This is a genomic window from Kineothrix sp. IPX-CK (assembly GCF_039134705.1).
GTDB classification, from domain to species: Bacteria; Bacillota; Clostridia; order Lachnospirales; family Lachnospiraceae; genus Kineothrix; species Kineothrix sedimenti.
In genome coordinates, this window is sequence record NZ_CP146256.1 from 1,795,867 (window position 1) to 1,822,707 (window position 26,841).

23 protein-coding genes and 1 other annotated feature are annotated in these 26,841 nt (G+C 43.2%); of the genes, 21 read left to right on the top strand and 2 right to left on the bottom strand.

Translation table 11 applies throughout. From position 1 onward, the window contains the following. The first annotated feature begins 86 nt into the window (after window positions 1-86). From ispF to V6984_RS08505, 14 genes are all read left to right on the top strand, one after another. On the top strand, window positions 87-629 hold the full coding sequence (gene ispF, locus V6984_RS08440) for a 2-C-methyl-D-erythritol 2,4-cyclodiphosphate synthase (RefSeq protein ID WP_342759337.1): 543 nt from the start codon (window positions 87-89) through the stop codon (window positions 627-629). Between the two features lie 25 nt (window positions 630-654). Next, window positions 655-1,896 (top strand): GNAT family N-acetyltransferase, encoded by a 1,242-nt coding sequence (locus V6984_RS08445; protein WP_342759338.1) that lies wholly within the window; start codon window positions 655-657, stop codon window positions 1,894-1,896. Between the two features lie 46 nt (window positions 1,897-1,942). Beyond that, the gene (gene hflX, locus V6984_RS08450; RefSeq protein WP_342759339.1) at window positions 1,943-3,241 is read left to right on the top strand and encodes a GTPase HflX; all 1,299 of its coding nucleotides are present in this window, start codon (window positions 1,943-1,945) and stop codon (window positions 3,239-3,241) included. 55 nt (window positions 3,242-3,296) lie between these two features. Then, window positions 3,297-3,526: a binding site (T-box leader), on the top strand. Between the two features lie 48 nt (window positions 3,527-3,574). Then, complete coding sequence (gene cysE / locus V6984_RS08455) at window positions 3,575-4,264, top strand: serine O-acetyltransferase (RefSeq protein ID WP_342759340.1); 690 nt, start codon at window positions 3,575-3,577, stop codon at window positions 4,262-4,264. Window positions 4,265-4,309: 45 nt separating this feature from the next. Further along, the gene (gene cysS, locus V6984_RS08460) at window positions 4,310-5,719 is read left to right on the top strand and encodes a cysteine--tRNA ligase (RefSeq protein ID WP_342759341.1); all 1,410 of its coding nucleotides are present in this window, start codon (window positions 4,310-4,312) and stop codon (window positions 5,717-5,719) included. After that, complete coding sequence (locus tag V6984_RS08465) at window positions 5,704-6,138, top strand: Mini-ribonuclease 3 (protein ID WP_342759342.1); 435 nt, start codon at window positions 5,704-5,706, stop codon at window positions 6,136-6,138. The genes cysS and V6984_RS08465 overlap by 16 nt, the downstream gene beginning before the upstream one ends. A 183-nt stretch (window positions 6,139-6,321) precedes the next feature. Beyond that, window positions 6,322-7,062, top strand: coding sequence for a 23S rRNA (guanosine(2251)-2'-O)-methyltransferase RlmB (rlmB, locus tag V6984_RS08470; RefSeq protein WP_342759343.1), 741 nt, complete (start codon window positions 6,322-6,324; stop codon window positions 7,060-7,062). A gap of 91 nt (window positions 7,063-7,153) precedes the next feature. After that, complete coding sequence (locus tag V6984_RS08475; protein ID WP_342759344.1) at window positions 7,154-8,917, top strand: SGNH/GDSL hydrolase family protein; 1,764 nt, start codon at window positions 7,154-7,156, stop codon at window positions 8,915-8,917. Between the two features lie 54 nt (window positions 8,918-8,971). Next, on the top strand, window positions 8,972-9,592 hold the full coding sequence (sigH, locus tag V6984_RS08480) for an RNA polymerase sporulation sigma factor SigH (RefSeq protein ID WP_342759345.1): 621 nt from the start codon (window positions 8,972-8,974) through the stop codon (window positions 9,590-9,592). Between the two features lie 1,021 nt (window positions 9,593-10,613). Continuing rightward, window positions 10,614-12,209: an ABC transporter substrate-binding protein gene (locus V6984_RS08485; RefSeq protein WP_342759346.1), complete on the top strand. Its 1,596-nt coding sequence runs from the start codon at window positions 10,614-10,616 to the stop codon at window positions 12,207-12,209. 43 nt (window positions 12,210-12,252) lie between these two features. After that, complete coding sequence (locus tag V6984_RS08490) at window positions 12,253-13,200, top strand: ABC transporter permease (protein WP_425324237.1); 948 nt, start codon at window positions 12,253-12,255, stop codon at window positions 13,198-13,200. Then, window positions 13,197-14,018 (top strand): ABC transporter permease, encoded by an 822-nt coding sequence (locus V6984_RS08495; RefSeq protein ID WP_342759348.1) that lies wholly within the window; start codon window positions 13,197-13,199, stop codon window positions 14,016-14,018. The genes V6984_RS08490 and V6984_RS08495 overlap by 4 nt, the downstream gene beginning before the upstream one ends. A gap of 11 nt (window positions 14,019-14,029) precedes the next feature. Next, window positions 14,030-14,827, top strand: coding sequence for an ABC transporter ATP-binding protein (locus V6984_RS08500; protein ID WP_342759349.1), 798 nt, complete (start codon window positions 14,030-14,032; stop codon window positions 14,825-14,827). Then, on the top strand, window positions 14,824-15,435 hold the full coding sequence (locus tag V6984_RS08505) for an ABC transporter ATP-binding protein (protein WP_342759350.1): 612 nt from the start codon (window positions 14,824-14,826) through the stop codon (window positions 15,433-15,435). The genes V6984_RS08500 and V6984_RS08505 overlap by 4 nt, the downstream gene beginning before the upstream one ends. A gap of 2 nt (window positions 15,436-15,437) precedes the next feature. Here V6984_RS08505 and V6984_RS08510 read toward each other — a convergent pair whose 3' ends face one another. Next, the gene (locus V6984_RS08510; protein ID WP_342759351.1) at window positions 15,438-16,526 is read right to left on the bottom strand and encodes a GGDEF domain-containing protein; all 1,089 of its coding nucleotides are present in this window, start codon (window positions 16,524-16,526) and stop codon (window positions 15,438-15,440) included. 242 nt (window positions 16,527-16,768) lie between these two features. Here V6984_RS08510 and V6984_RS08515 point away from each other — a divergent pair, with 242 nt between their 5' ends. Both V6984_RS08515 and V6984_RS08520 read left to right on the top strand, forming a co-directional pair. Beyond that, entirely contained in the window at window positions 16,769-17,794 is a 1,026-nt protein-coding gene (locus tag V6984_RS08515; RefSeq protein WP_342759352.1) for a pirin family protein, read from the top strand. A gap of 4 nt (window positions 17,795-17,798) precedes the next feature. Then, window positions 17,799-18,770: a bile acid:sodium symporter gene (locus V6984_RS08520; protein ID WP_342759353.1), complete on the top strand. Its 972-nt coding sequence runs from the start codon at window positions 17,799-17,801 to the stop codon at window positions 18,768-18,770. 88 nt (window positions 18,771-18,858) lie between these two features. Here V6984_RS08520 and V6984_RS08525 read toward each other — a convergent pair whose 3' ends face one another. Next, complete coding sequence (locus V6984_RS08525) at window positions 18,859-19,740, bottom strand: AraC family transcriptional regulator (RefSeq protein ID WP_342759354.1); 882 nt, start codon at window positions 19,738-19,740, stop codon at window positions 18,859-18,861. A 185-nt stretch (window positions 19,741-19,925) separates the two neighbouring features. On the opposite strand from V6984_RS08525, the gene V6984_RS08530 reads away from it, so the two are divergent. The 5 genes from V6984_RS08530 to V6984_RS08550 all read left to right on the top strand — a co-directional run bounded on the left by V6984_RS08530 (window position 19,926) and on the right by V6984_RS08550 (window position 26,744). Next, the gene (locus tag V6984_RS08530) at window positions 19,926-21,719 is read left to right on the top strand and encodes an ABC transporter ATP-binding protein (RefSeq protein WP_342759355.1); all 1,794 of its coding nucleotides are present in this window, start codon (window positions 19,926-19,928) and stop codon (window positions 21,717-21,719) included. A gap of 12 nt (window positions 21,720-21,731) precedes the next feature. Then, a complete protein-coding gene (locus V6984_RS08535; protein ID WP_342759356.1) occupies window positions 21,732-23,468 on the top strand; it encodes an ABC transporter ATP-binding protein in 1,737 nt (578 codons plus the stop codon). A 320-nt stretch (window positions 23,469-23,788) separates the two neighbouring features. Beyond that, window positions 23,789-24,631 carry a transketolase gene (locus tag V6984_RS08540; RefSeq protein ID WP_342759357.1) on the top strand — a complete coding sequence of 281 codons (843 nt, stop codon included), beginning with the start codon at window positions 23,789-23,791 and terminating at the stop codon, window positions 24,629-24,631. Between the two features lie 2 nt (window positions 24,632-24,633). Beyond that, window positions 24,634-25,578 carry a transketolase family protein gene (locus V6984_RS08545; protein ID WP_342759358.1) on the top strand — a complete coding sequence of 315 codons (945 nt, stop codon included), beginning with the start codon at window positions 24,634-24,636 and terminating at the stop codon, window positions 25,576-25,578. Window positions 25,579-25,769: 191 nt separating this feature from the next. After that, on the top strand, window positions 25,770-26,744 hold the full coding sequence (locus V6984_RS08550) for a hypothetical protein (RefSeq protein ID WP_342759359.1): 975 nt from the start codon (window positions 25,770-25,772) through the stop codon (window positions 26,742-26,744). Window positions 26,745-26,841: the final 97 nt, after the last annotated feature.

Here is a 26,841-nt window from a genome sequence, read left to right on the forward strand (position 1 = left end):
CCGGACATTATTTGGTAACGCTTAGTTCTAATTTCGGTACTGTACACACCCTGAATAAACAAGCAATAAGAAAGGATAAAATAGATATGAGAATCGGAATGGGTTACGACGTTCATAAATTAATAGAAAACCGTCCCTTGATTATAGGAGGGGTTGACATCCCTTATGAAAAAGGACTCCTTGGGCATTCGGACGCAGATGTCCTTACACATGCCGTTATGGATGCCCTGCTGGGCGCCGCTTCTTTAGGCGATATAGGAAAGCTGTTTCCTGATACAGACCCGGCTTATGAAGGTGTCTCATCCATAAAGCTGTTGGAAGAAGTAGGAAAGCGGCTGGAAGAAAACTGCTTTTTAATAGAGAACATCGATGCGACCATCATCGCACAGGCTCCGAAGATGCGTCCCTATATCGACACCATGAGGGCGAATATCGCGCATGCGCTCGGTATTGAGATTGAGCAGGTTAATGTGAAGGCTACGACAGAAGAAGGCTTAGGCTTTACAGGAACCGGAGAAGGAATTTCTTCACAAGCGATCTGCCTGCTCACAAGCCCGATGAACTATTACACACAGGATATGGCCTCCCAGGATAAGTGTGCAGGATGCGGCGGCTGCCCTCACCGGTAAGTTTAGAAGGAGCATGATCAGAAATATGATAAAAGAATTAAAGGGAAAAGAATGCCTTGCGCTCAGAGCTTTGTGGGAGCGGGTATTTTCCGAAGATTCCCGTAAATTTACAGACTATTATTTTGAAGAAAAGGCAGAGCGAAACCGGGCCTTTGTACGATACCCCGATATGGACGAGTCAGAAGAGCCGGCAGCAATGGATTTAAAAAGTGAAACTCCGGCTGCAATGCTTTACTTGTCGCCTTATGCCATGGAAATGCGGATAGGAGATACCTTCACTTCATTGGAAATAAATTATATCGTTGGGGTGGCTACGGAGGAGAAATACCGCCATAGAGGGTATATGAGAGAACTGCTGAAGGCTTCCATGGATTATATGTATGAGAAGAAACAGCCCTTTTCTTTTTTGATGCCTGCCAGTCCGAAAATTTATGAGCCTTTCCAGTTCGTCTATATTTATAATAAAAAGAAATATAAAGTGAAGGTATTAGATCGTCAGGAAACGATAAAAGACGCATCTTCCGACAATTCGCTAAGACCTTGGGAAATATCAGTTTTGCAGAGGCGCGAGATTCCTCAATTATTGGATTATGCAAACTCGCATTTGAAGGAAAACTACGACGTATTCATGCGAAGAGACGAGGCTTATTACGATACGCTGATTAAGGAGCTGGAAGTGCAAAATGGAGTCATATATCTGCTGCGAGAACCGGAAAGCAAAGCAGCATCCCACTCGCAGGAACTGCAGACCAAAGACAGAGGCAGGAAAATAACCGGGTATTTTCTATATACGCAGGAAGGGCAGGAAACGGATATTCAAGAGGCACTGTTCGATGATGATGATTTCTGTAAAAAGAGCAGTTTCCTGGTGGAAGTGGAAGACAGACCGATCATTATGGCAAGAATCATAAATGTGAAATCAATGCTGTCTTTGCTAAGAAAAAAAACGTACGATGCTTGTCGAGAAGAGGATGACAGCGAAGATGTTATGTTAACTATTCGGATTAATGACCCGATGCTGGAAGAAAACAACGGCATATGGGAATGTTCTGTGGGACACGGAGAAGCCAATGTACACAAACGCCAGGATGCCGGAGTGGAAGTCTCCTGTTCTACAACGATAGATCGGCTGGCCTCATGGATATTCGGCTATCGTCCGCCGGAGGATTGCTTTGAATTGCCGCAGGGTGAGCAAAAGGATATAGAATTATGTAAACTAAAGGCTGTAAGATTATTTTCCCGTGTATTTATTAATGAGATTGTATAGAATACGGGTTTCGAAAAAGCTTGCATTATATAAAGAAAGGCATGATATGGAAGACGAAATATTTAAACCGGAGCCTCAGGAATGGGAAAAGGCTCTGTTAGTAGGATTAGATACTGGTGAAGATGAGAACTTCGACCGTTCCATGGCAGAGCTTGGAGAGCTCGCAAAGGCTTGTTATATGGCCGTGGCGGGTGTAGTGACGCAGAAGATGGAAGCAGTGAATAAGGCTCATTATATTGGAACCGGTAAGGTGCAGGAGGTCAAGGAATATGCGAAAGCCTTGGAGGTGGATATCGTTATTTTCGATGATTCGTTAACACCCTCCCAGCTTCGTAACCTTCAAAAGGAACTGGAGAAGCCGGTGCTGGACAGAACAACTCTGATTCTGGACATTTTTTCCAAAAGGGCGAAGACGAGAGAGGCTAAACTGCAGGTGGAGACGGCAAGGCTGCAATATCTTTTGTCCCGCTTGGTAGGAATGCATGAGGCTTTAACGAGGCAGGGCGGCGCCAGCGGTAGTATGAGCAGCAAGGGCGCCGGCGAGAAGAAGCTGGAACTGGACAGACGAAAAATTGAGAAGCGTCTCGTGGAGCTCAGAAGGGAACTGGAAGAGGTTTCCAAAGAAAGAGAAGTCCAGAGCAAGCGCAGACTGTCGGCGAGAATTCCCAAGGTTTCTCTGGTAGGATATACCAACGCCGGAAAGTCTACCCTGATGAATGCTATGATAGAGCAATATTTACAGGACGAGGAGAAGAAGGTCCTGGAAAAAGATATGCTGTTTGCCACGCTGGATACCACTGTCAGAAATATCAATACGGGAAATAATAAGGAATTTCTTCTGTCCGATACGGTAGGCTTTATCCACAAGCTGCCTCACGGACTGGTAAAGGCCTTCCGTTCTACCTTGGAGGAGGTCAAGAACGCAGATTTGCTTTTATACGTCATCGATTATTCGGATAAAGATTACAAACACCAGATAAGGGTGACGGAAGAGACCTTGCAGGAGATAGGCGCTGTGAATATTCCCGTCATTTATATTTATAATAAGGCCGATTTATGCGGTATGGATTCCTTGCCCAAACGGGTAGGAGATAATAAAATCTACATGTCGGCAAAGAGCGGGCAAGGACTTTTAGAACTGACCGAGATGATTTTGCAGGTTGTTTATGCGGACTATGTGCCGGCTGAATTTTTGATCCCTTATGATAAGGGGCAGCTTGTATCATATTTCATGGAAAACGCTCAGGTATTCGAGCAGGAATATCTGGAAACTGGCATTCGCCTAAGCGTCAGCTGCCATGCTGCCGATGTCCGCAAATATGGGCAATACGTAAAAATGTATTGACAAATACAGGGTTTTTGCATATGCTGAAATAAGAATTATGCTTCGTCTTAATAGGATAAAGGCTTCGAACAAAAAGAGTAAGTTATCTGACGATGCCAGAGAGGGAATGTCATCGGCTGAAAGCAGTCCCGATACGAAGATAACCCAAGTGCATTTGTGAGCTGATCCGGAGAAAGAAGAATTTTGAGTATCCGGGTACGGAAAAGCACGTTACGCTACACAAGGGAAAGATGATTTTTGATCGTCTTTAATTAGAGTGGAACCGCGGATAACTTCGTCTCTTATAATTTATATTCTTAGGAGGACGAAGTTTTTTTGATATGGAGGAATGATATGGGGTTTCTAAAAAGAGTGCGGGAAGAAATTGCCGTAATCAGAGAACGTGACCCGGCAATTCATAGTTCAATGGAGGTTTTTTTATATCCCAGCTTCAAGGTAATGCTCCATTACAGGCTGGCGCACAAATTGTATCTAAAAAAACATTATTTTCTTGCCAGATGGGTATCCCAGCGAGGTGTTCGCAAGACGGGAATCGAGATCCATCCGGGAGCACAGATTGGAAAAGGCTTTTTCATTGACCACGGACACGGAGTTATCATCGGAGAGACGACGATTATCGGCGATAATGTGACGCTGTATCAGGGAGTTACGCTGGGAGGCACCGGAAAAGAATGCGGGAAGAGACATCCCACCGTAGGAAATAATGTAATGATAAGCGCCGGAGCCAAGGTGTTAGGCTCCTTTAAAATTGGAGATAATTCTAAAATAGGTGCGGGCAGCGTTGTTTTGGAGGAGGTTCCGGCAGGCTCTACGGTAGTAGGCGTTCCGGGACGGGTGGTGAAAAGAAATAATCAGGCACTGCCGCAGGAAGAGATGGACCAGATCAATCTTCCGGATCCGGTAAAAGAGGATATAGCCGGATTGCAGCGTGAGAACAGCGAGCTGGCAAACCGCATATTAGAGCTGGAGGCTTCTATGAGAGAGCTGAGACGGCAGATGCGTACAGAGCAGGAAAAAACATAATTAAAAGAAAAATGTCTTATGAGTAAATGAGAAAGGTTAAGAGAAATGAAAATTTATAATACGTTATCCAAGAAAAAAGAAGAATTCGTGCCGATAGAGCCTGGAAAAGTAAAGATGTATGTCTGCGGACCTACCGTCTACAACTTGATTCATATCGGTAACGCAAGGCCGATGATCGTGTTCGATACTGTTAGACGTTATATGGAACATAAAGGTTACGAGGTGAATTTCGTTTCCAATTTCACCGATGTGGATGACAAAATTATTAAAAAGGCGTTAGATGAGGGTGTGGAAGCTGCGGTAATTTCCGAAAGGTATATTGCGGAATGTAAGAAGGATATGGCAGCGATGAACGTAAGGCCGGCCACCACACATCCTCTTGCGACCAACGAAATCGATGGTATGCTGGAAATGATAGCAAGTCTGATCGAAAAGGGCTTTGCATATAAGGCCGCGGATGGTACCGTGTATTTTAAAACTCGTAAATTCAAGGAATACGGAAAGCTTTCTCATAAGAATCTGGACGATTTGCAGGGCGGGAATCGGTCTCTGCGCGTGTCGGGAGAGGATCAGAAAGAGGATCCCCTGGATTTCGTTCTCTGGAAGCCGAAGAAAAGTAACGAGCCGTACTGGGTGTCGCCTTGGTGCAATGGACGTCCTGGCTGGCATATAGAATGTTCGGTGATGAGTAAGAAATACCTGGGAGATGAAATCGACATCCACGCAGGCGGCGAGGATCTTGTTTTTCCTCATCATGAAAATGAAATCGCGCAGTCCGAGGCTGCGAACGGCAAAACCTTTGCCAGATATTGGATGCACAATGCCTTTCTCAATATTGATAATAGAAAGATGTCCAAATCCGCGGGTAATTTCTTTTCGGTAAGAGACATCGCTGAGAAATATGACTTGCAGGTGCTGAGATTCTTCATGTTGTCCGCGCATTACAGAAGTCCGTTGAATTTCAGTGCGGATTTGATGAATGCGGCGAAGAGCGGATATGAGAGAATCGTGACCAGCGTAAGCAACCTAAGCTATCTGCTGGAAAATGCGTCTGCGGAACCTATGAGCGCGGAGGAGAAGGAATTGCAAAAAGTGGCTGAGGATTTCGTATGGAAGTTCGATGAGGCCATGGACGATGACTTCAATACGGCGGATGCGATTTCCGTAATTTTCGAGCTGGTAAAATTCATCAATACCAACGTAAGCGCATCGAATACGGCGGAATTTATAAAGGCGCTTAAGGAGGAAATTGTAAAGCTGTCCGATATCTGCGGCCTTATCGTAGAGAAGAATGAAGAGCTTCCAAGTGCTGATATTGAAAAGCTTATCGAGGAGAGGCAGACGGCACGAAAAGAGAAGAACTTTGCGAGGGCGGATGAAATCCGCGTCGAATTGCTGAATAAGGGTATTCTTCTGGAAGATACCCGCGAAGGTGTTAAATGGAAGAGAGTTTAATTGTAAAACTAAAAAGGGAATTTAACTGTAAAGAGGTGGATATTAAAGAATATTCGCCTCTTGCGCTTGCTTATATCGGAGATAGTATTTATGATGTCATTGTAAGGACGGTTGTGGTAGAGCGAGGTAATCGTTCAGCCAACAATCTGCACAAGATGGCGGTAAAATACGTGAATGCTGCTACGCAGGCGGCTATGGGGGATGCCTTGCAGGAGGAGCTGACGGAGGAAGAGCTGGCGGTATACAGACGGGGCAGAAATGCTAAGTCGTATACGAAGGCGAAGAACGCCACACTGAACGATTATCGAAAGGCGACGGGAGTGGAGGCTTTGCTCGGCTACCTCTATCTTCAGGATAATATGGACCGGATAATTGAACTGGTAAAGTTGGGTTTACATAAGATAAGCATAGAGTTGTAAATATAATGACAAAAAGTTACTGTAAATATGACTGTATTTATTGCTGCAGATATTATGCTATAATATAATATGAATATTTGTTTAAGAAAAGCTTAATTTTCCCAAAAGCTGTGGATGTTCGGAAAAGATATGAGATATAATTAAATAGGTTTATATAACCGGATGAGGCAGGATATTTGAAATATGAGATACGAGGAATTTACCATCGAAGGAAGAAATGCGGTCATAGAGGCATTCCGTTGCGGAAAACCGATAGATAAAATATTTATACTGGACGGATGTCAGGACGGGCCTATTATGACGATAAAAAGAGAGGCAAAAAAGCAGAATGCTATCGTCAAGTTCGTAACGAGAGACAGGCTGGATCAGATGTCGGAGACCGGGAAACACCAAGGGGTAATCGCTTATGCCGCCGCATACGAATATGCGGAGGTGGAGGATATACTGAGGGCGGCAGAGAAAAAGGGAGAGCATCCTTTTATTTTCCTGCTGGATAATATCGAGGATCCTCACAATCTGGGTGCAATTATCAGGACGGCGAATCTGGCAGGGGCTCATGGCGTTATTATCCCGAAGAACCGGGCAGCCGGGCTAACGGCTACGGTAGCGCGCACTTCGGCGGGAGCGTTGAACTATACGCCGGTGGCGAAGGTTACCAACCTGACCAAGACGATCGAAGATTTGAAGAAGCTCGGATTGTGGTTTGTCTGTGCCGACATGGAGGGAACCTCTATGTATAAGCTGGATTTGAAGGGCCCCATTGGCCTTGTGATAGGAAATGAAGGAGAGGGCGTAGGCAGACTGGTAAGAGAAAAGTGCGATTTCATAGCGTCCATTCCCATGAGGGGTGACATCGATTCCTTGAATGCATCGGTGGCGGCAGGAGTTCTCGCTTATGAAATAGTCAGACAGCGTATGATTTAATAACCGCAGGCTGCATAGGCTGTAAAATAATAATTAGGGGTAATTTATGAAAAGGGATTCGTATCGTATTCAGAAAATTTTATTTTGGATTATGGCTATATTAGCTGTAATCCTTGCTGCATTGTTGATTCACAAGGGCTATACTTTGTATAAAGAAAGAATACATCAGGAAGAGCTGGATGTGAGGAATCAGGAAGTGCAGTCGGAAATAAACGATATGCAGACGCAGATTAAGGAACTGTCCGAGGACGGTGAAGCATTACAGAAATTTTTGGATGAAAAAATAAATAACGCGGCCGGACAAGGCCAACCGGTTCAGGAACCGCCTGTGCAGGAAGCGATGTCGGATTCTGTAGTAACGGATGGACAGCAGACGGAAGAAGTAGCGGAGCAGGGACAGTCAGTAACGGAAAATGGACAGTCTGCGGATGAATCGTACGGCGAGGACTCTGCAATTATAATAGATATACCTGAAAAGGCCAGATCGCAGGATATTGATGCATCAACCGGCGTTTCAGTTAATGATGCAGCTTTGCCGGAAACGCAAGAGGTCAATCCGACGGAAACCACATCGGGAAATGGAATAGCCACAGACGACGGGCAGGAAACCATATCGGGAAATGCGCCGGCAGAGGCACCTCAGGAAACTGTATCGGGAAATGGAATAACAACAGAAGACGGGCAAGAGACCATATCAGGAAATGCAGTGGTGGATGGTCAGGTGATCTCATTCCAGCATGAAGAAACGGAGACCACTTTAGAGGAAAAAAGAAATATTCGTGCCTCCTATCTGGAAACCATGATGGTAAATGGAGAGGATAAGGCGGTGATTTCCAATGGAACGATTGATTTCTCAGGTATGAAGATCGCTTGTCTCGGAGACAGCCTTACGGCAGGCGACAATATGAAGGATATTGAAGATTATCAGAAGTATGCTTATCCTTCTGTGTTGAAAAGCATATTAAATGCGGAAGAGGTTTATAATTTAGGAATCGGTGGTTCCTCCTACGGACGTTACTGGGACGAGGCTTTTGTTGACCGCTATGAAGAGATTCCGGAGGATTCGGATGTTATTCTCGTTATGGGAGGCACTAACGACGGATTTTCAGCTTCAATTGACGAGATAGGAAACATAAATGAACGGAAGCCACGGACGTTTTACGGCGATGTGGATGAACTGATGAGAGGATTAAAGGGGAATTATCCTGACGCGAAGATTATATTCGCTACTCCTTTGCCTAATATTTTACATGATTACTTGATGAGTCAGAGAGACTATCTCCTTCCGCAGAGCTTGTTTGTGAATGCGGTCAAGGAGCTGGCGGCGGAATATGGCATCGATGTGATTGATCTATATAATTCCAATATTCTCGATACTCATGATTCTCAGATTATTTCCTCCTATATGCCGGACGGAGTACATGGTAATCCGGCGGGTTATCAGATTCTTGCGGAACATTTTGCAAGCGAGGTTATTCATATTATGGAAAACGATGCTTTGCTTGGTACTGTCAGTGGGAATTCCCCTGAGGGTGAGACAGTCAGCGGCAACGGAACCGAATCGGCAGTGAGCGGCAATGAAGTGTCCGGAAATACCGTGAATACAGAGATTCAGGAGAATGAAGAAGCGCTTACCGGGGAAGAACCCTTAAGTGCGGAAGAATTACGGCAGATAGAAGAAAATAATAAAAAGGCAGCTGACAGCGCCGTAATCGTCACTACGCCACCGGCACAAAGCGAGACATCCACCCCCCAAGGGTCTGCCCCTGTATCGGGTGGTGAAGACAGTACAAATAAGAAACAGGAAACGAAGAATAGTTATGAATACGGCGGTGAAGCGATTATTATTAATTAATAAATCTTTCGGCAACGATCAGATTGCAAGCGGCTTGTTATAATAGGAGGGTATATGATGGATTCCTATGAACAAAATGGCGATGAAGAATTGATTTTACGTCTGAGAGACGGTGAAGAGAATATTACCGATTATATCATGGATAAATACAAAAATCTGGTAAAGAGTAAGGCGAAATCCATGTATATTCTGGGTGCCGACAGCGAAGACCTGATTCAGGAAGGAATGATAGGGCTTTTCAAGGCGATACGGGATTATGACAGCGGAAGAGATGCCAGCTTTTTTACCTTCGCGGATTTATGTATATCCAGACAGATGTACACGGCAGTACAAGCATCGGTAAGGCAGAAGCACGCGCCCTTAAACACCTATATTTCGCTGTACAGCAGTGTCAAATCGAAAGATGAACCGGGAAGTGAAGAGGCAGAGCTTTTAAATGTCCTTGCCTCCAAGGCAGAGCTTAGCCCGGAGGAAATGGTGATTGATAAGGAAAATGTGGAAAACCTGGAAAAAACCATAGAAAGAGAGCTCAGCATTTTTGAAAAACAAGTGCTGGATCTTTATATTACAGGAATGAGCTACGTGCAGATAGCGAAGGTGCTCGGAAAAGATGAAAAGTCTACGGACAATGCGCTCCAAAGAATTAAAGCTAAGCTTCGAAAGGCAATTCTCTAGTGTTATTACCATTTATCTCCTATTGTTTAATTGTTACGGAATTGTTACAATCTATTTGTAGTTAGCTAATACGAATAAAACAAAAAAATAAAAAAAACAATAAGGAGGACGAAACTATGTGTTTAAATTTAAGTAGCTGTTCCGAGTTATATAAAGCTATATGTCAGTATTTAAGCTTAGGTTGTCAATAAAAAGCATGGCCTGGATGAATGTCCGGGCCATATTTTTTTTATTTAAAAGTTTTTTACCATTTATCTCCTATTGCGTAAATATTACAGAATTGTTACAATCTATTTGTAATCAGTTAATACGAATAAAACAAAATAAACAAAATAAGCAATAAGGAGGACGAAACTATGTGTTTAAATTTAAGTAGCTGTTCCGAGTTATATAAAGCTATATGTCAGTATTTAAACTTAGGTTGTCAATAAAAACATGGCCCGGATGAATGTCCGGGCTGTTTTTTTATCTTATAGGATCAGGGTGTCAAAAGGTCCTTTATAAATACATTCTGGTCAATATGACCAAAACAAAAAGAACGACTGCGCCTATGTAAATATTTAGAAGTTCTTTCTCTGGATATTTTTGCCATAACAGAAAACAAAACTGTTTGAGCGCAGCGAGTTTTTTGTTTTCTGGTATGTTTGGCGCGAATAGACTGAGAATTAGAACTTCTTATATATTGGAATTCGGAGCAGGAGTCTTTTTGTTTTGAGCATATTGACTTGAGACGTTTGCAAAAGGACCTTTTGACACCCTAATCCTTATAGGAAAGTACGTCCTATAAGATAAAAGCCCTTCGGGCAGGATGCGCAGCTGCGCGCGGAACAAAAGCTGTACTGTCGAAATATTGGGCCGCGTGAGTATGCGAAGCACACTTTTGTTCTCTTATAGTTATACAGGCTGTTCGATTGACTGTCTCTTTATATTCACGTATAATAGCACATGTATGTTATTTCATGAAAAAATGTTTGTTACAGAAGTAGATTTGGATAATTAATTTATTTTTACGGAGGAAGAGATGAAAAAACTATTTGTGTTAGCATCATGTCTGATGTTGTTCGCTTCTTTGACAGGCTGTAGTAAGCAGACGGAGAATTACGATATATCCGGATTAAATAATAATCAGGATAATCCCAAGGATTCGGTCGTTATAGTCATGGGCGTCACTTCGGAGCCGGAAGCCGGATTCGATCCTGCATATGGATGGGGGGCGGGTGAGCATGTGCATGAACCATTGATTCAAAGCACATTGACCGTTACCACTAACGATCTGCAGATTGCTTATGATTTGGCGGAGGATATTTCCGTAAGCGGTGACGGACTGCTGTGGACTGTGAAAATCAGGGAGGACGTTTTTTTTACAGATGGGGAAAAGTTGACGGCCGAGGACGTGGCATTTACATATAATACCGTTAAAGAGGAGAGTTCCGTTAATGATTTTACGATGCTTGACAGAGCCGAGGCCACAGACGATTACACGGTAGAGTTTTGCATGTCCAGGCCCTATTCCATATGGCCCTATACAATGGCTACAGTGGGTATCGTTCCCGCACATGCATATGGACCGGATTATGGCAGTAATCCTATAGGTTCCGGACGGTATATGCTGAAGCAGTGGGACAGGGGGCAGCAAGTCATCCTGGAAGCTAATCCGGATTATTACGGCGCTGAAATTCTTATGAAAAAGGTAACGATAGTATTTATGGAGGAGGAAGCTGCTTTTGCGGCGGTCAAAGCCGGACAGGTGGATTTGGCCTATACCGCGGCTTCTTATTCAGACCAGACGGTAGACGGTTATGAATTGCTTCGCTTTGAAAGTGTGGATAACCGTGGCTTTAATTTACCGGCGATTCCGTCAGACGGAGGGATAGGAAATGATGTTACAAGCGATATTGCTGTTAGAAAGGCTATTAACATAGGTATCGACCGCCAAAAGATGATCGATAATGTGCTGAACGGATATGGGACGCCCGCGTATAGCGTATGTGATAAAATGCCGTGGTTCAATGCCGGCACAGCGGTGGAATATGATTTGGGCCAAGCGGTCTCAATATTGGAGGCGGCCGGTTGGATTGCGGGAGAGGACGGCATCCGTTCCAAGGACGGCCTTAAGGCCCAGATAAATCTCCTTTATCCGGCAAGTGATTCGGTCAGGCAGGCTTTGGCCGCAGAGGCGGCAAATCAGATGAAAGCACTGGGGATTGCCGTGACAATTGAGGGCGTAGGATGGGATGTGGCTTATGACAGAGCTCAAGGCGAGCCTATGACATGGGGCTGGGGCGCTCATACGCCTATGGAGTTTTATAATATTTATCATACCATGTCTGAGACGGGCCTGGCCGAGTATTCTCCTTATTCCAACGAGACGGCAGACTCCTATATGGATCAGGCGCTGGCTTGTGAGAATATGGAGGAGTCGTACGAACTATGGCAGAAAGCGCAGTGGGACGGAAGTACAGGTACTGCGGAGGATGTACCGTGGGTGTGGCTGGTAAATATAGACCATCTTTATTGGGCGAAGGAAAATCTTCAGGTCGCGAAACAGAAGATTCATCCCCATGGGCACGGCTGGTCGATTGTAAATAATGTAGACCGGTGGAGCTTTGAACAATAAGATGAAAAAGTGGGTTTGGCATATTTTTAAAAAATTTATACGGATGCTTTTATTGCTGTTGTTTGTGAGCATTGGAGCATTTCTTCTGGTATCTTTGTCCCCGGTAGATCCACTTCAGGCCAATGTCGGACAGACGGCTCTAGGTGCACTCAGTCAGGAACAAGTCATTAAGCTGGAAACGTATTGGGGAGTAAACGAGCCTCCCCTTGAGCGTTATCTGGCATGGGTAGGCGACTTTCTGCGGGGTGATATGGGTGTTTCCCTTTTGTATAGGCAGAGCGTCTCATCTGTAATCGTGCAAAAGCTGTTAAATTCTCTATTGCTCATGATTTTCGCATGGACGATTTCCGGGGGCTTAGGCTTTGTGCTTGGAATTATGTCCGGGATGAACAGAGGGAGGATGATTGATAAGATCATTAAGGGCTATGCCCTGCTGACGGCAAGTACCCCAGCCTTTTGGCTCGCCCTCATATTTTTACTCCTGTTTTCGGTCTGGCTTAAGCTGTTTCCCATAGGCCTGAGCGTTCCTATGGGAATGGATGCTGCGGCAGTGGGGATTTCGGATAGACTGTGGCATGCTGCCCTTCCGGCACTTACGCTGAGTGTTACCGGCATATCGAATATTATCCTTCATACGAGAGAAAAAATGATCGATGTGATGGAGAGCGAGTATGTGCTCTTTGCTGTTGCCCGGGGCGAAAGGAAGTGGGAGATATTTAAGAACCATGGTTTTCGCAATGTTCTTTTGCCCGCCATTACGCTGCAATTTGCCTCTGTCAGTGAAATTTTCGGAGGGTCGATTCTGGTGGAGCAGGTTTTCTCCTATCCGGGGCTTGGTCAGGCAGCGGTAACAGCGGGGTTGGGAGGTGACATTCCGCTGCTTCTTGGAATCGCAGTTATCAGTGCAGCCATCGTGTTTGCGGGAAACTTTATTGCGGACATCCTTTATGGAGTAATTGACCCCCGAATGAGAAAGGGGGTAAGGCAATGAGGTTTCATAGACGAAAGGTCGTAGTTCTGCTGCTCGCACTTGCTGCATCATTTCTTTTTTGTATTCTCATCATGGGGTTTTTATATGGGGACGCTGCTATGGAAACCGATTTTGCACGTAAAAATCAGCCTCCGTCTTTTAGATATCCTTTCGGTACAGATTGGATGGGGCGGGATATGTTCGCCCGTACTGCGGCAGGACTTTCCATGAGTATACGAATTGGTCTGTTTACGGCGACGGTAAGCGCAGTAACCGCTTTTGTACTGGGCTCTGCGGCGGCAGTCATGGGAAAAGCAGCGGATGCGATTATCGGGTGGCTTATTGACCTTATGATGGGGATTCCGCATATTCTTTTGCTCATTCTCATTTCTTTTGCCTGCGGAAAAGGAGTTCGAGGAGTAGTGATCGGAGTATTATGTACTCACTGGATGTCCCTGGCCAGAGTAATACGCGGAGAGGTGCTGCAGCTTAAACAAAGCGGTTATGTGCAGACTGCGGCCAAACTGGGAACCGGCAGGAGTAAAATAATAACCATGCATATGCTTCCGCACCTGATCCCTCAATTTATGACAGGCTTGATCTTATTGTTTCCTCACGCCATATTGCATGAAGCCGGCATCACCTTTTTGGGCTTTGGCCTGCCTCCGGAACAGCCCGCAATCGGAGTCATTCTTTCGGAGAGCATTCGCTATCTGCTTACGGGGAGCTGGTGGCTTGCGTTTTTTCCGGGCGTTTCTTTGGTGTTAGTGGTTATTTTATTCGATTATATCGGCAGTATGGCAAGACGGCTTCTTGCCCCGGCAAGCGTACATGAATGAGGAGGGAGAGGATGGAGAGAATACCGGTTCTTAATGTGGAGAATTTGTCTGTTTCATTTTCACAATACATGGGAGTGTTTAGAAAAAAGCAAATACAAACGATAAAGGATTTAAATGTCAGACTCTATCAGGGAGAAATCGTAGCAGTGGTGGGTGCCAGCGGAAGCGGTAAAAGCCTGCTCGCTCACGCCATTTTAGGGATATTGCCATATAACGCCTCTATGGGAGGCAGGATAAGCTACTGTGGAGAGCTCCTGACACAAGAGCGAGTGGAGAAGCTTCGCGGGAAGGAAATTGCTTTGGTGCCGCAAAACGTATCCTATTTAGACCCGCTGATGAAGGTGGGGCCTCAGATACGCAAAAATGCCAAAGATAAGCTTTCAAAAGAAAGGACTCTTAATACTTTGAAGCGCTACGGATTGACAGAGGAGACGGAAAGACTCTATCCCTTCGAGCTTTCCGGCGGCATGGCGCGAAGAGTTCTGATTTCTACAGCGGTACAGGAAAGGCCGAAGCTGGTAATTGCGGACGAGCCTACGCCCGGATTGGATGCCGCGTCGGCAAAACGCGTGATGGGACACTTTCGGGAAATCGCTGATGATAACGCGGCAGTGCTGCTCATCACTCATGACTTGGAGCTGGCAATAGAGACGGCCGACCGGATAGTAGTATTTTATGCGGGAACGACCTTGGAGGAAGTGCGGGCTTCGGATCTTGCGGAGGGGTCTAAACTATATCACCCTTATACAAGGGCACTGTGGCAGGCGATGCCCCGGAATGGAATGCATGTAGAGGAGGCAAAATTATGATACTAAAGGGAGAGGAGCTGTCATTTTGCTATCAGGATGGCGGAAGACAGATATTGAACCGCGTTTCCCTTTCGATAGAAAGCGGCGAAATCGTAGGGCTGTGTGCGCCCGGCGGTTTCGGAAAGACTACGCTGTGTAAAATTCTTGGAGGATACGTAGAACCGGATTTTGGAACTGTCACCTTGGACGGAAGGCCGGTTCAGGATTATCGGGGCTATTGCCCGGTGCAGATGATCTGGCAGCATCCCGAACTCGTGATCAACCCACGGCTTAAAATGTCTCAGGTGCTTGCCGAGGCCGGAGCTATCGATGAGTGTGTGATAGAGAAGCTTGGCATTGAAACGGAGTGGATGAACCGTTATCCCATAGAGCTTTCAGGCGGAGAACTTCAACGCTTCTGCATCGCACGGGCACTGGGGACCGGGACAAGATTTCTCCTCGCTGATGAGATCACTACGATGCTGGACTTGATTATGCAGGCTAAGATATGGAATTTTCTAAAGGAGGAGAGTGCGAAACGAAATATTGGAATGCTGGTCGTAAGTCATTCGGATGAGCTTTTGGACAGGCTCTGTTCGCGGAGGATAGATATGCAGCTTCTTTCCTGAATTTAAACTCTTTCCGCGCTGCTAAATGTATTTTTACCGGCACATTTGGCGCGGTAAAGGGCAGCATCCGCTTGCTGTATAAGTTTCTTTTCATTCGATGTAGTATCCGGATAAGAAGAAATTCCAATAGAGACGGTTACTTTATAACTTTCGCCAGATTCTAATTTATGGCGGTATTCCTCCGTGTTTTTCTGAATACGTTTTGTTATTTCCTTTGCTTCGAGTAAGTCACAATCTACCAGTATGACCATAAACTCGTCTCCCCCTCTGCGGGATACAATATCAAAGCTCCTGCAAGTTTCAAGTAAGATGTTTCCGACAATTTTTAATACTTTGTCCCCCTCAGTGTGTCCATAAATATCATTAATTGTTTTAAAATTATCGATATCAATAAACAAAATAGAAAGCTTTTTATTCTGTTCTTTTGCTTTTTTTATGGATTTGTTTAAGGATTCGTCCAGTTGCCTGAAATTAAACAGACCGGTCAAATAATCCTTTTTTGATTCTTCATATGCTTTTTCGTATGCGATATCTTCTGTTAAAAAAGAATTTATAAGATGAAAAAGCCCTATACTCAATAAGATCACACCTACAAAATATGAGATAACAACAGTCCCATACATATCACAGTCTAAGGTTAAAATAAAACTGATATTGCCTACGATTAATATAAGAATATTTGTATAAATCCATTTATAAGACATTTTGGTTTGTATTTTCGATATTAGAATACACCCGATTGTTATGATAAGAACTACAATTGCCGCAGTAACCGACGTAAAATTAAGACCAAAATATGCTATCCGGAAAAAATTAATAACACAGGCTGAAGTTAATGCTGAAATAGCGGAAGAATATAGAGCCATAAGTACAATGGGCAATAACCTAAAATCTATGATTTGTGTAGGTGTAACATGTACGCTATAAATCATCAGAACAATTCCTAAAAAGCCTGCCAAAATACCTACTATAAATTTAGAAATTATTTTATCGAGTAAATAACTTAATTTTTTGACTAAAATATTACTGATAGATATTGATGCGATCAGTATCGTTGCATTAACAAATAAATCGCTAATTATTTGAATCATTTTAACCTCTCGTTTACACAAACTTTCATGCAGATGACGTTTTACCTTAATTATAGAAGTGATATCAAACAATAATATAACAAATTGTGTAGAATAAAGCTAGTTAAATAATATTATGCCTAAGTCGCCGGACAAAAAATTCATTACCATGCAGAAGTATGACATGCTATAATGGATAGCATAAGAGCATAAATTAGTTTCATGATATCATTTATTCCAAAAACAAAAGGAGCTGGATAGTTATGGAGAATAAAATCATTAGTACCGGAAAACTTGGATTTCAAATGCAGGTAAAAAATCCTTTTATTGCGTGTATGCACCACCAGGATGCTTTCCCCATGGGTAACGATCAGATGGAACCCATAGTGCCCAGTAAAGAGAAACCTGCGGGAGGGGAATTCGATCACGATGCTCCATGGCGCATGTATTACGGAGATACTGTTCCCGGATTTCCGGTACATCCTCATCGTGGATTTGAAACAGTAACGGTAGTATTAGAAGGATTTGTCGATCATGCCGACGGCCTTGGTGCCATGGGGCGTTATGGAAACGGTGATGTTCAGTGGATGACGGCAGGTGCAGGACTCCAGCATTCTGAAATGTTTCCTCTTTTGTCCAAGACTCAGCCCAATCCTATGGAACTGTTCCAAATTTGGATCAACCTTCCTGCAAAAAGTAAGTTTGTACCTCCTCATTATAAAATGTTGTGGGATGAAGAAATTCCTGTAATCCTTCATACCGACGACAAGGGGGGAAACACGCACATCCGCCTGATTTCGGGACAGTACGGACAGACAGAGAGTCCTGAGCCCAACCCGGATTCATGGGCCGGAGATAGAAATAACCATGTTGGAATCTGGCTCATAACTATGGAACCTGGGGCAGAATTCGTTATTCCAGGCATTTCATCTACCTTGAGCAGAATGCTGTATTATTATGCAGGCAATACAATCCAGATTGAATCAACCCCTCTTTCTTCCGGTTATTTTTCCGAACTGGCCGGCGGAAAAAGCATTCTTCTGAAAAATGGAGAAAAAACAAGCAAACTATTGCTTTTAGAGGGTGAACCTATTCAGGAACCGGTAGCTGCTTACGGCCCGTTTGTAATGAATACTCAGGAAGAAATCATACAGGCTTATGACGATTATCACAAGACCCAGTTCGGCGGATGGCCATGGCCACAGGATGGCCCTGTGTCTCCAAGAGAAAAAGGAAGATTTGCCCTTTATGAGAATGGGAGGGAAGAAACACCTCCACAAAAGGAATAGTTAAATGAGCAAATTTGAAAAATACCAAACACTAATTATATTTGCAGCCATGCCGCTCGGTCTGTTACTCGGTCAGATTGGAATAATAGAACAATATGCAGAGAATCTTGTAACTCCATTTTTGTTTGTCATGTTGTTCGGCGCTTTTTTGAATATTCCGTTAAAGGACTATCGCAAAGCATTTACTAATGTACGGTTTTCCATTACAACTATTTTAATCAACTTTGTCTGGACACCAATATTGGTATGGATTTTAGGAAAAATATTCCTAACCGGCTCTCCGGTCATGCAGATTGGATTTATTATGTTAATGGTCACCCCCTGTACCGACTGGTATCTGATATTCACCAATGTGGCAAAGGGAAACGTTCCTTTATCAACGACCGTTTTACCTGTCAATCTTGTTTTCCAGATAGTGTTGCTTCCGGTTTATCTTCTGATTTTTGGCGGAGTAACAGGTACTGTTAACATTGAAGAAGTGATAAACAGCGTGATGATCATGCTTATTTTTCCCTTTTTAATGGCGCAAATCGGGAAATGGCTGTTAAACAAGATACAAAATAGTGACAAAAAAGAAAAAATATTCAGCATATTCACTGCCTTGCAGACTATACTGCTTGCCATGGCGATTATGGCAATGTTTGCTTCAAAGGGAAAAAATCTTTTAGCAAGCTTGAATGTTGTGGCGGTATTACTTATTCCGATCGTTTTGTTCTATATTATCAATTTCATTTTAGCGCAGGGAGTAGGAAAGGGTTTTCATTATTCCTATGAAGATACAGCCAGTCTGACATTGACGACGATTGCGAAAAATTCACCGATGACACTTGGTGTAGCGCTTATGGCTTTTCCGAACGAACCGCTTATACATTTGATTATGGTGATTGAGCCGCTCATTGAACTTCCGGCAATGATGCTCATTACAAGAATGCTGCTTATCATTCGCAAGCGGCGTCCGGTAAATACGGGAATCTGACTTTCAGCCGTTTTTGAAATTCATCTCGAATATGAGCCGGTTCTATATTAGAAATTTAAGGAGAATATAGTAGTAGTAGAGAAAAAACTTATGGGACAAGACGGTTACAAGTCAATAGGGGGAATTTTTTTTTCAGGAGTTCAATGGCAAGCTCGGCTCTCATTTGGCGCAAATATTCGTAAATGGTAGTATTGAAAACCTTCTTAAAGCCTGCTTTCAGTTTGAATTCATTCAAGGCAACCATGCGTGAAAGCGAGGGGATTGAAGGTGGATCACTCATTTGTTCTCTCAGAATAGAGGGAATACTACGGATTTGCTGAATATCAAATTTACTCAGCGTAACATTTGGGTGTGTGCGCTCTGCATCACACAAACTGATAAGGTGTGCGGCGATAGCATAAATATTACTTTTTATAAATAGCTTTTTTGCAGTTTCCTTATAAGAGGAGTGGAGCATTTCCGCAAGAATAGGATAAAGTTCGTGCATAAAAGCCTGTTCGTCAAAGCTTTGGATAGTCTTTATAACATCAAAATATTGATCTGCATTATATTTCTCTGAGCAATTGAGAAAAAATTCTTTAAATAAAATAACATTGACCGCATATATCGGCTTACCCGCTTTGCACACGCCATAAACAATACTATCTGAAGGAAGCGAACAACTTGTCCTCCAAGAATGTATATCTGAATCTGATCTATCAATCATGTTTTCACGGCATGAGTCAATTTCCACATAGGACATACCAATATAAGTATTCTCATCTTGTGTATAGGACATATCAATATCCAGTTTTGTTTGGGCATTGGTGATCCAGACCTGATATTTACCCGGAGAGTGAAACAATTCAAAAAAACCTTCACCAATTTCCTGCGGCAATGTGTACCGGATATAATCGGATTCCATAGATTCTTTTATACCGAAGTAATGCTCTAAATAGGTCATATACTGTTTAATTCCGCAAATTTCCATAATAACAATCTACCTCCCATTTTTATTTGAACCAAAAGGAGCCTTTTGCGAACATGCGGGAATCCTTGCTCCGATCGTATTGAAAAGTTTATATTGTCTTTCTATACTGATATTGGGTTAGATATAACTAACTATATTTTATATGATTGCAATCAAAATATCAACCAACGGAGGAGTAAAGTGTTATGTACAATCAAACAAATAAAAAGACCGGCAATATTAGCTGGCTGTTACAGCTGGCAGGCAAGAAAAAGGTGAATATACTGCTTGCCTGCCTGTTTTCTGTGTCCAGTGCGATACTTTCTTTTGTACCGTATATTTGTGTGTATTTTATTCTCAGAGAAATATTAAAAGCGCCAAATAATCCTGTGGGAATATCATTTGGTACTGCTGGTATTTATGCGTGGCTTGCATTGGGTGCAGTAGGCCTTGGACTTTTGTTCTCATTTATATCATCGGTTCTATCTCATGGAGCTGCCTATAAAATTCTATTTGAGCTGCGCATGAAGTTTGCTGAACACATAAGCGAACTGCCAATGGGGTTTCATACAAGTAATTCAACCGGAAAATTACGAAAACTTATGGATGAAAATGTCGAAAAAATAGAATTATTTATTGCCCATCAGCTTCCTGACGCGGTAGGCGCTCTGGCATCGCCTGTTGTTATGCTGATTGTTTTATTTCTGTTTGACTGGAGAATGGGTCTTGCCTGTCTTCTTCCTATCGTTCTTAGCTTTATTGCACAGGCCGGAAACTTATCCAATCCAAAGTCCAGAGAATTTATGGATAGTTTTCAGGATTTACAGGACAAAATGAACAGCTCGGCCGTGGAGTATGTACGAGGTATCTACGTGGTAAAAGCATTTAACCAAACCGTGTACTCTTTTCGTAAATTCCACGATACAATCCTGGAATACAAAGACAGTGCTATCCGTTATACCCACTCGGTAAAAAATACTTACTGCGCCTTTCTTGTGCTTCTTAATTCCGTGTTTCTGTTTCTCCTTCCTGTGGGGATACTAATTGGAAGCCGTGAACGGGATTATCAGGCATTTGCAATATCTTTCTTATTCTATTTAATTTTTAGTATGGGCGTTGCCGGACCAGTGTCAAAGCTGATGTATGTGTTTGTACAAAGCTTCATGGTATTATCCAGTATCAAACGAGTGAAAGCTGTGTTCGATACGCCTGTTTTAAAAAGTGCTGTGAAAGGCGAAGAACCAAAAGGAAATGGCATTTCTTTTGAACATGTTTTCTTTTCTTACAATAAAGATGATGAAAATGAGACTCTTCATGATGTGAGTTTTGTAGCAGAACCGGGGCAGGTTACCGCATTGGTGGGTCCCTCCGGCAGCGGCAAAAGTACTATCGCACAATTGATTCCCCGTTTCTGGGATATTGACAGCGGAAAGATAACCGTCGGAGGGGTAAATATTACGGATATAAAGCCCTCCGATCTGATGGGTGCGGTAAGTTTTGTATTTCAGGATGTTTTTCTTTTTAAGAAAAGTATTTTGGAAAATATTAAGATTGGAAACGAAAATGCTACTGACGTGCAAGCCATTGAGGCTGCAAAATCTGCCATGTGCCACGAGTTTATCGAGTCTCTGCCAAACGGATATCACTCCGTGCTGGGAAGTCGTGGGACATATCTTTCGGGTGGAGAACGACAGCGGATTATAATCGCACGGGCTATATTAAAAAATGCGCCTATTGTCATTCTGGATGAAGCAACAGCCTTTGCTGACCCGGAGAATGAACGGAAGATCCAGATCGCGCTGGAAAAATTGATGGAAAATAAAACCGTCATTGTAATCGCTCATCGCCTTTCCACTATTAAAAATGCAGATAAGATCATCGTTGTGGACGATGGGAAGGTAGCGGAAGAAGGGACTCACGAAGAACTTATACAGTATGGTGCAAAATACAAGCATATGTGGGATGTTTACAACAGAGCACTCACATGGAGTCTTGCATAAGGAGAGAATCAAATGCTGAAAAAGGTACTTATTTTAACGGATCGATCAGATAAAGAACTAAAAAAATCAATACTTGCGTCTTTTCTCGCTCAACTCAGCTTATCGCTGCCGGTTATGATTTTAATGATGACTTTTATGGAAATTTTGCAGCCTTTCTGGGGAAAAGAGGTTGGCTGGTGGAAACTTTGGGTATTGGCGTTTTCTTCTATTGCAGTTGTTGCGCTGGTGTTCGTGGTGCATCGCTATGAGTATGGAAAAACCTACGTCACTGCCTATGAAGCAGCCGAAGAAAAGCGTACAACTCTCGCCGAATACTTGCGGAAACTGCCTCTTTCTTACTTTGGTAAAAAGGATCTAACGGAAATCACCATAAACATGATGAGTGACTGCGGAACCATAGAACAAAGCTTCTCCTCCATTATCCCGGCATTTGGCGGAACCATGCTCAATCTGCTTCTGACCTGCACATTACTGGCTGTTTTTGAGTGGCGAATGGCTTTGGCTATTTTTATCAGTGTTCCTGTTTCCTTTGGCTTTTTGTTGCTTTGCCGTAAAACACACGATTATATTGGGAAGATGCATCTGCAAAGTAAGCTTGATGCATCTGAGCAGATGCAGGAGTATCTGGAAGGTATTAAGGTGATCAAGGCATTCGGGCTGGGCGGTGACAAGTTTAAAAGCCTTGAGAATGCCTACCGAAATCTGATGAAAATAAGCACTAAGACGGAAACGGTGAATGGTGCACTTACTACTGTTTCCATGATGATGCTTCGCTTTGGTATTCCGCTTACTATTTTTGCGGGATTAAATCTTGTAGTATCGGAGAGCCTGGCACTTCCCTATTTTTTAATGTTCCTCATTTTTTCAAGCCGAATCTATTCAAGTCTTTCCACGCCCCTTGCCTTATGGAGAGACTTACTTTATGCCATGCTTTCCATTAGAAGACTTCATTCTGTCTATGAGGAAAAGACCATGGGAGGAAGCGATACGCTTACCTTGACACATTATACAATTGAATTGGATAATGTCAGCTTCGGATATCAGAATAAATTAGTGATAAAGGACGTAAGTTTCTGTATTCCACAAGGAAAGGTCACGGCTTTGGTGGGACCTTCAGGTAGCGGAAAAAGCACTATATCCAAGCTTATTGCCCGGTTTTGGGATATAAATGCGGGCAGTATCCGCATTGGCGGGACAGATATACGGGACATTGATCCTGAACATCTGTTTACGTGGATTTCTTTTGTATTTCAGGATGTGGTCTTATTTAACGATACTATATATAACAACATTGCTATTGGTAAGGCAGGGGCTTCTAAGGAAGAAGTTGAAGAGGCAGCCAGACGAGCCAATTGCCATGAATTTGTGTCACGACTGCCGGATAGATACGACACGCTTGTTGGAGAAAATGGTAATACCCTGTCAGGAGGCGAACGGCAGCGTATCTCAATTGCCCGCGCCCTTTTAAAAGATGCTCCGATCATACTGCTGGATGAGGCGACAGCTTCCCTTGACCCCGAAAATGAACTGGAAATACAAGGGGCTCTTTCACAGTTAATCAAGAACAAAACAGTAGTTGTGATTGCCCACAGGCTTCGTACCATAGCGGGAGCGGACAACATTGTGGTATTGGAAAATGGGAAAGTGGTTCAACAGGGTGCCGGGGCAGAGCTTTTAAAGACCGGAGGGCTTTACGCAAGATTATTCGGCATACAGCAGGATAATGCCGAATGGTCTTTGGAATCGTAATTATGAATTGGCATATTGTTAAAACGGAATATAAAAACGGGACTAATCCTTAGCGAAAAAATAGCAGTTTGCTGAATAGGCTGTTCATATTCTATCCGTATTGCATAAAAGAATCTTTTTATAAAATAAAGAAGTAATAAATGTTGACAATAAGGAAATATAATGATAGTATCTGAATGAAAATAAATTTCATAAATTGAAATATATGAAATAAAATATCGCAAACATGTTATAAACCGTGAGAATTTTTGAGATTTTCGGGAATTATAAAATTAGGATGAAATCATCGAATTACAGATGATTACAGATAGGAGGCTAACATGGAGCAAGAACAAAGAAAAAAAATGCTGTCGCTTGGAATGAAAATACGCGAACAAGCGCTGAAGGCGGTACAGGTGCCAAATTCAGGACATATCGGAGGTTCGTTTTCAGAAGCGGATATTTTGGCAGTACTTTATTTTGACAAGATGAATATCGACCCTGAAAATCCAAGGATGCAGGATAGGGACCGTTTTGTATTGTCTAAGGGGCATGCCAGCCCGGGGCTGTATGCGACTTTGGCCCTGCGGGGGTTCTTTCCGGTGGAGGAACTGAAGACATTTAGAAATGTGGACAGCGATCTTTCCGGCCACGTAGAGATGACGAAAGTGCGCGGTGTGGATATGTCCGCAGGTTCCTTAGGACAAGGCCTTTCCGCTGCGGTTGGAATGGCTGTTTCCGGACAGATTTACCAAAAGGAGTATAGGGTATATGCGATGGTCGGTGACGGAGAGATCCAGGAAGGACAGATATGGGAAGCAGTAATGGCAGCAGGAAATTATAAGCTGGACAACCTCATGCTGTTCGTGGACAACAATAATTTACAGATTGACGGAACCGTAGAGGAGATCATGTCTCCCTATCCCATCGACGACAAGTTTAAAGCCTTTAACTGGAATGTGATATGCATAGACGGACACGATCCGGAAGCAATCGCGGACGCTGTAGAACAGGCGAAGTCCTTCAAGGGAAGGCCTACTGTGGCTATCGCAAAGACCGTAAAGGGCAAAGGCGTTTCCTTCATGGAAAACAACGTGAACTGGCATGGAAAAACCCCTTCCCCGGAACAATATGAGCAGGCTTTTAAAGAAATCCGGGAACAAATAGAAGAGCTGGAGGTATAGACATGGGAGAAATAATTTCAACGAGGGAAGCCTATGGGCGCGCTCTTTGTGAATGCGGAGAGAATCCTGATATTGTGGCATTCGATGCAGACTTGACCATATGCACGATGTCATGCTATTTTGCGGAGAAATATCCGGAGAGATTTCGCAATGCCGGTATTGCGGAAGCAAATATGATAGGAATGTCTGCCGGGGTGGCAGCCACGGGTAAAACGGTCTTCTGCCATACTTTTGCCATGTTCGCAGCAGGAAGAGGCTATGACCAGATTAGAAACTCTGTGGCATATCCGAGGCTGAATGTAAAAGTAGTAGGTACTCACGCAGGACTTTCGGTGGGAGAAGACGGAGCTACCCATCAATGTATTGAAGATTTAAGCTTGATGCGCACCATTCCGGGAATGGTAGTAATAAACCCATGCGATGCCAATGAGACTGAAGCAGCCGTAAAAGCTATGATTGAGTACGAAGGTCCGTGCTATCTCAGACTGGGACGCTCAGGGGTGGAAAATGTTACTCCTAATTTCAAGAACTATGATTTCCAGATAGGAAAGGGCGTTACCCTAAAAGAGGGCAATGACGTAACAATTATAGCCACCGGACTCATGGTCCAGATTGCTTTGGAAGCAGCGGAGCTTTTGAAGGGAGATGGGATCGTGGCCAGAGTCATCGACATGCATACCATTAAGCCCATAGACAGGGATATTATCGTAAAGGCGGCGAAAGAGACAGGTGCCATCGTAACGACAGAGGAGCACAACGTGATAGGAGGATTAGGAGCAGCAGTAGCGGAAGTGCTCGGCGAGACCTACCCCGTTCCCCTGATCCGTCATGGCGTGGAGGATATATTCGGTCATTCGGGAACTGCGCAGGCGCTTATGGAGAAATACGGCCTGAATAAAAACAAGCTGGCTGAAAAGGTAAAACTGGCTGTCAGCATGAAAAGATAACCGGGAAATGGCATGCAAAATACAATGATAAAATTTGATATTTAAAAACGAAGAAATTCTAAAAGGCGTGGTGGTTACCGCGCCTTTTTTGTTTGTCCGCCATGAGCATGTCCTTCCGGAGCCATACAACAGGAACTGTTGTTTTTAACATATTACAATCAAAAAGCATACTATTTATATAAGAAGGGTAATTGAAATCTTATAAAAAGGATGAAATGATGGCCAATATAGTATTACAACTTCAAAAAAGTGATAATAATAGTATTTTAAATAATAATAATTTTATATTTGATGAAATAGTCGATGCGATAGGAAATGTAAGTTATAATGATACGACAGGCGTTGTTACTATTTCTGAAAATGGTCTATATATGGTTGATTGGTGGGCGGCTATACAGGCAACTGCTGGTTCGCCCAGTGCTATCTTTAAATTGATTTCTGATAAGGGCCATGTATTTGATAGTAATTCATCAAATAAAACAGGCGTTATGAGTGGAATCGCTGTTTTCAATGTTGATGATGCCCCTATTAATTTTTCATTAGTGAATCTTTCGAACTCAGCTGTATTTTTTCCTAATACGGTAATCTCTAAAGCCAATCTGCGGGTTTTTTCTTTAAATAGTGATATTGCTGATAACAGCCGCTGTTTTGCTTTAGATCAATTCGCACATGTTTTAGAGCAAATAGTCACAATATATCAAGGCGCATCCGTTAGCATTTTCTCTAACAGGCTTGCCACAGTAACAGGAACGATCAACTCGCTTTACAAAGCACCGGATGCCGGAAGTATACCGCTGCTTATTCTGGGGGATGAGCAGGTTGCTTTTAATATCGATAAAATAGCAATCCTTTATTTTCCGAATAGCGTGTATGATGACTCGATAACTTATTTAAATCCACCGGATCCGTTTCCTCAAAACTGTGATACGGACCTTATAAGGAACATCTACAATTATGTTGCGGTTGGTGACAGCATATCGGTTACTACCGGCCCGACTACCAGTGCTTCCGGTGATGTTTATATTAATGAATACGGAATAATTGTTTTTGCAGATGATACTTCAATGATATTTGTAATGACTCCGCATATTTTTTCAGTGGATATAAATGATGAAGTTGCTGGTATGCAAAGAGAAAACTCAATTTCAAATTCTTCTATTGTATAAGAGCATAAGCGACATCAAAGAGTCATGAGTCATGTAGCAAGAGCAAGTATCTGGGTGGACCTGTTTTGGCTGCTTTGTCAACAGGTCCACTTGAACG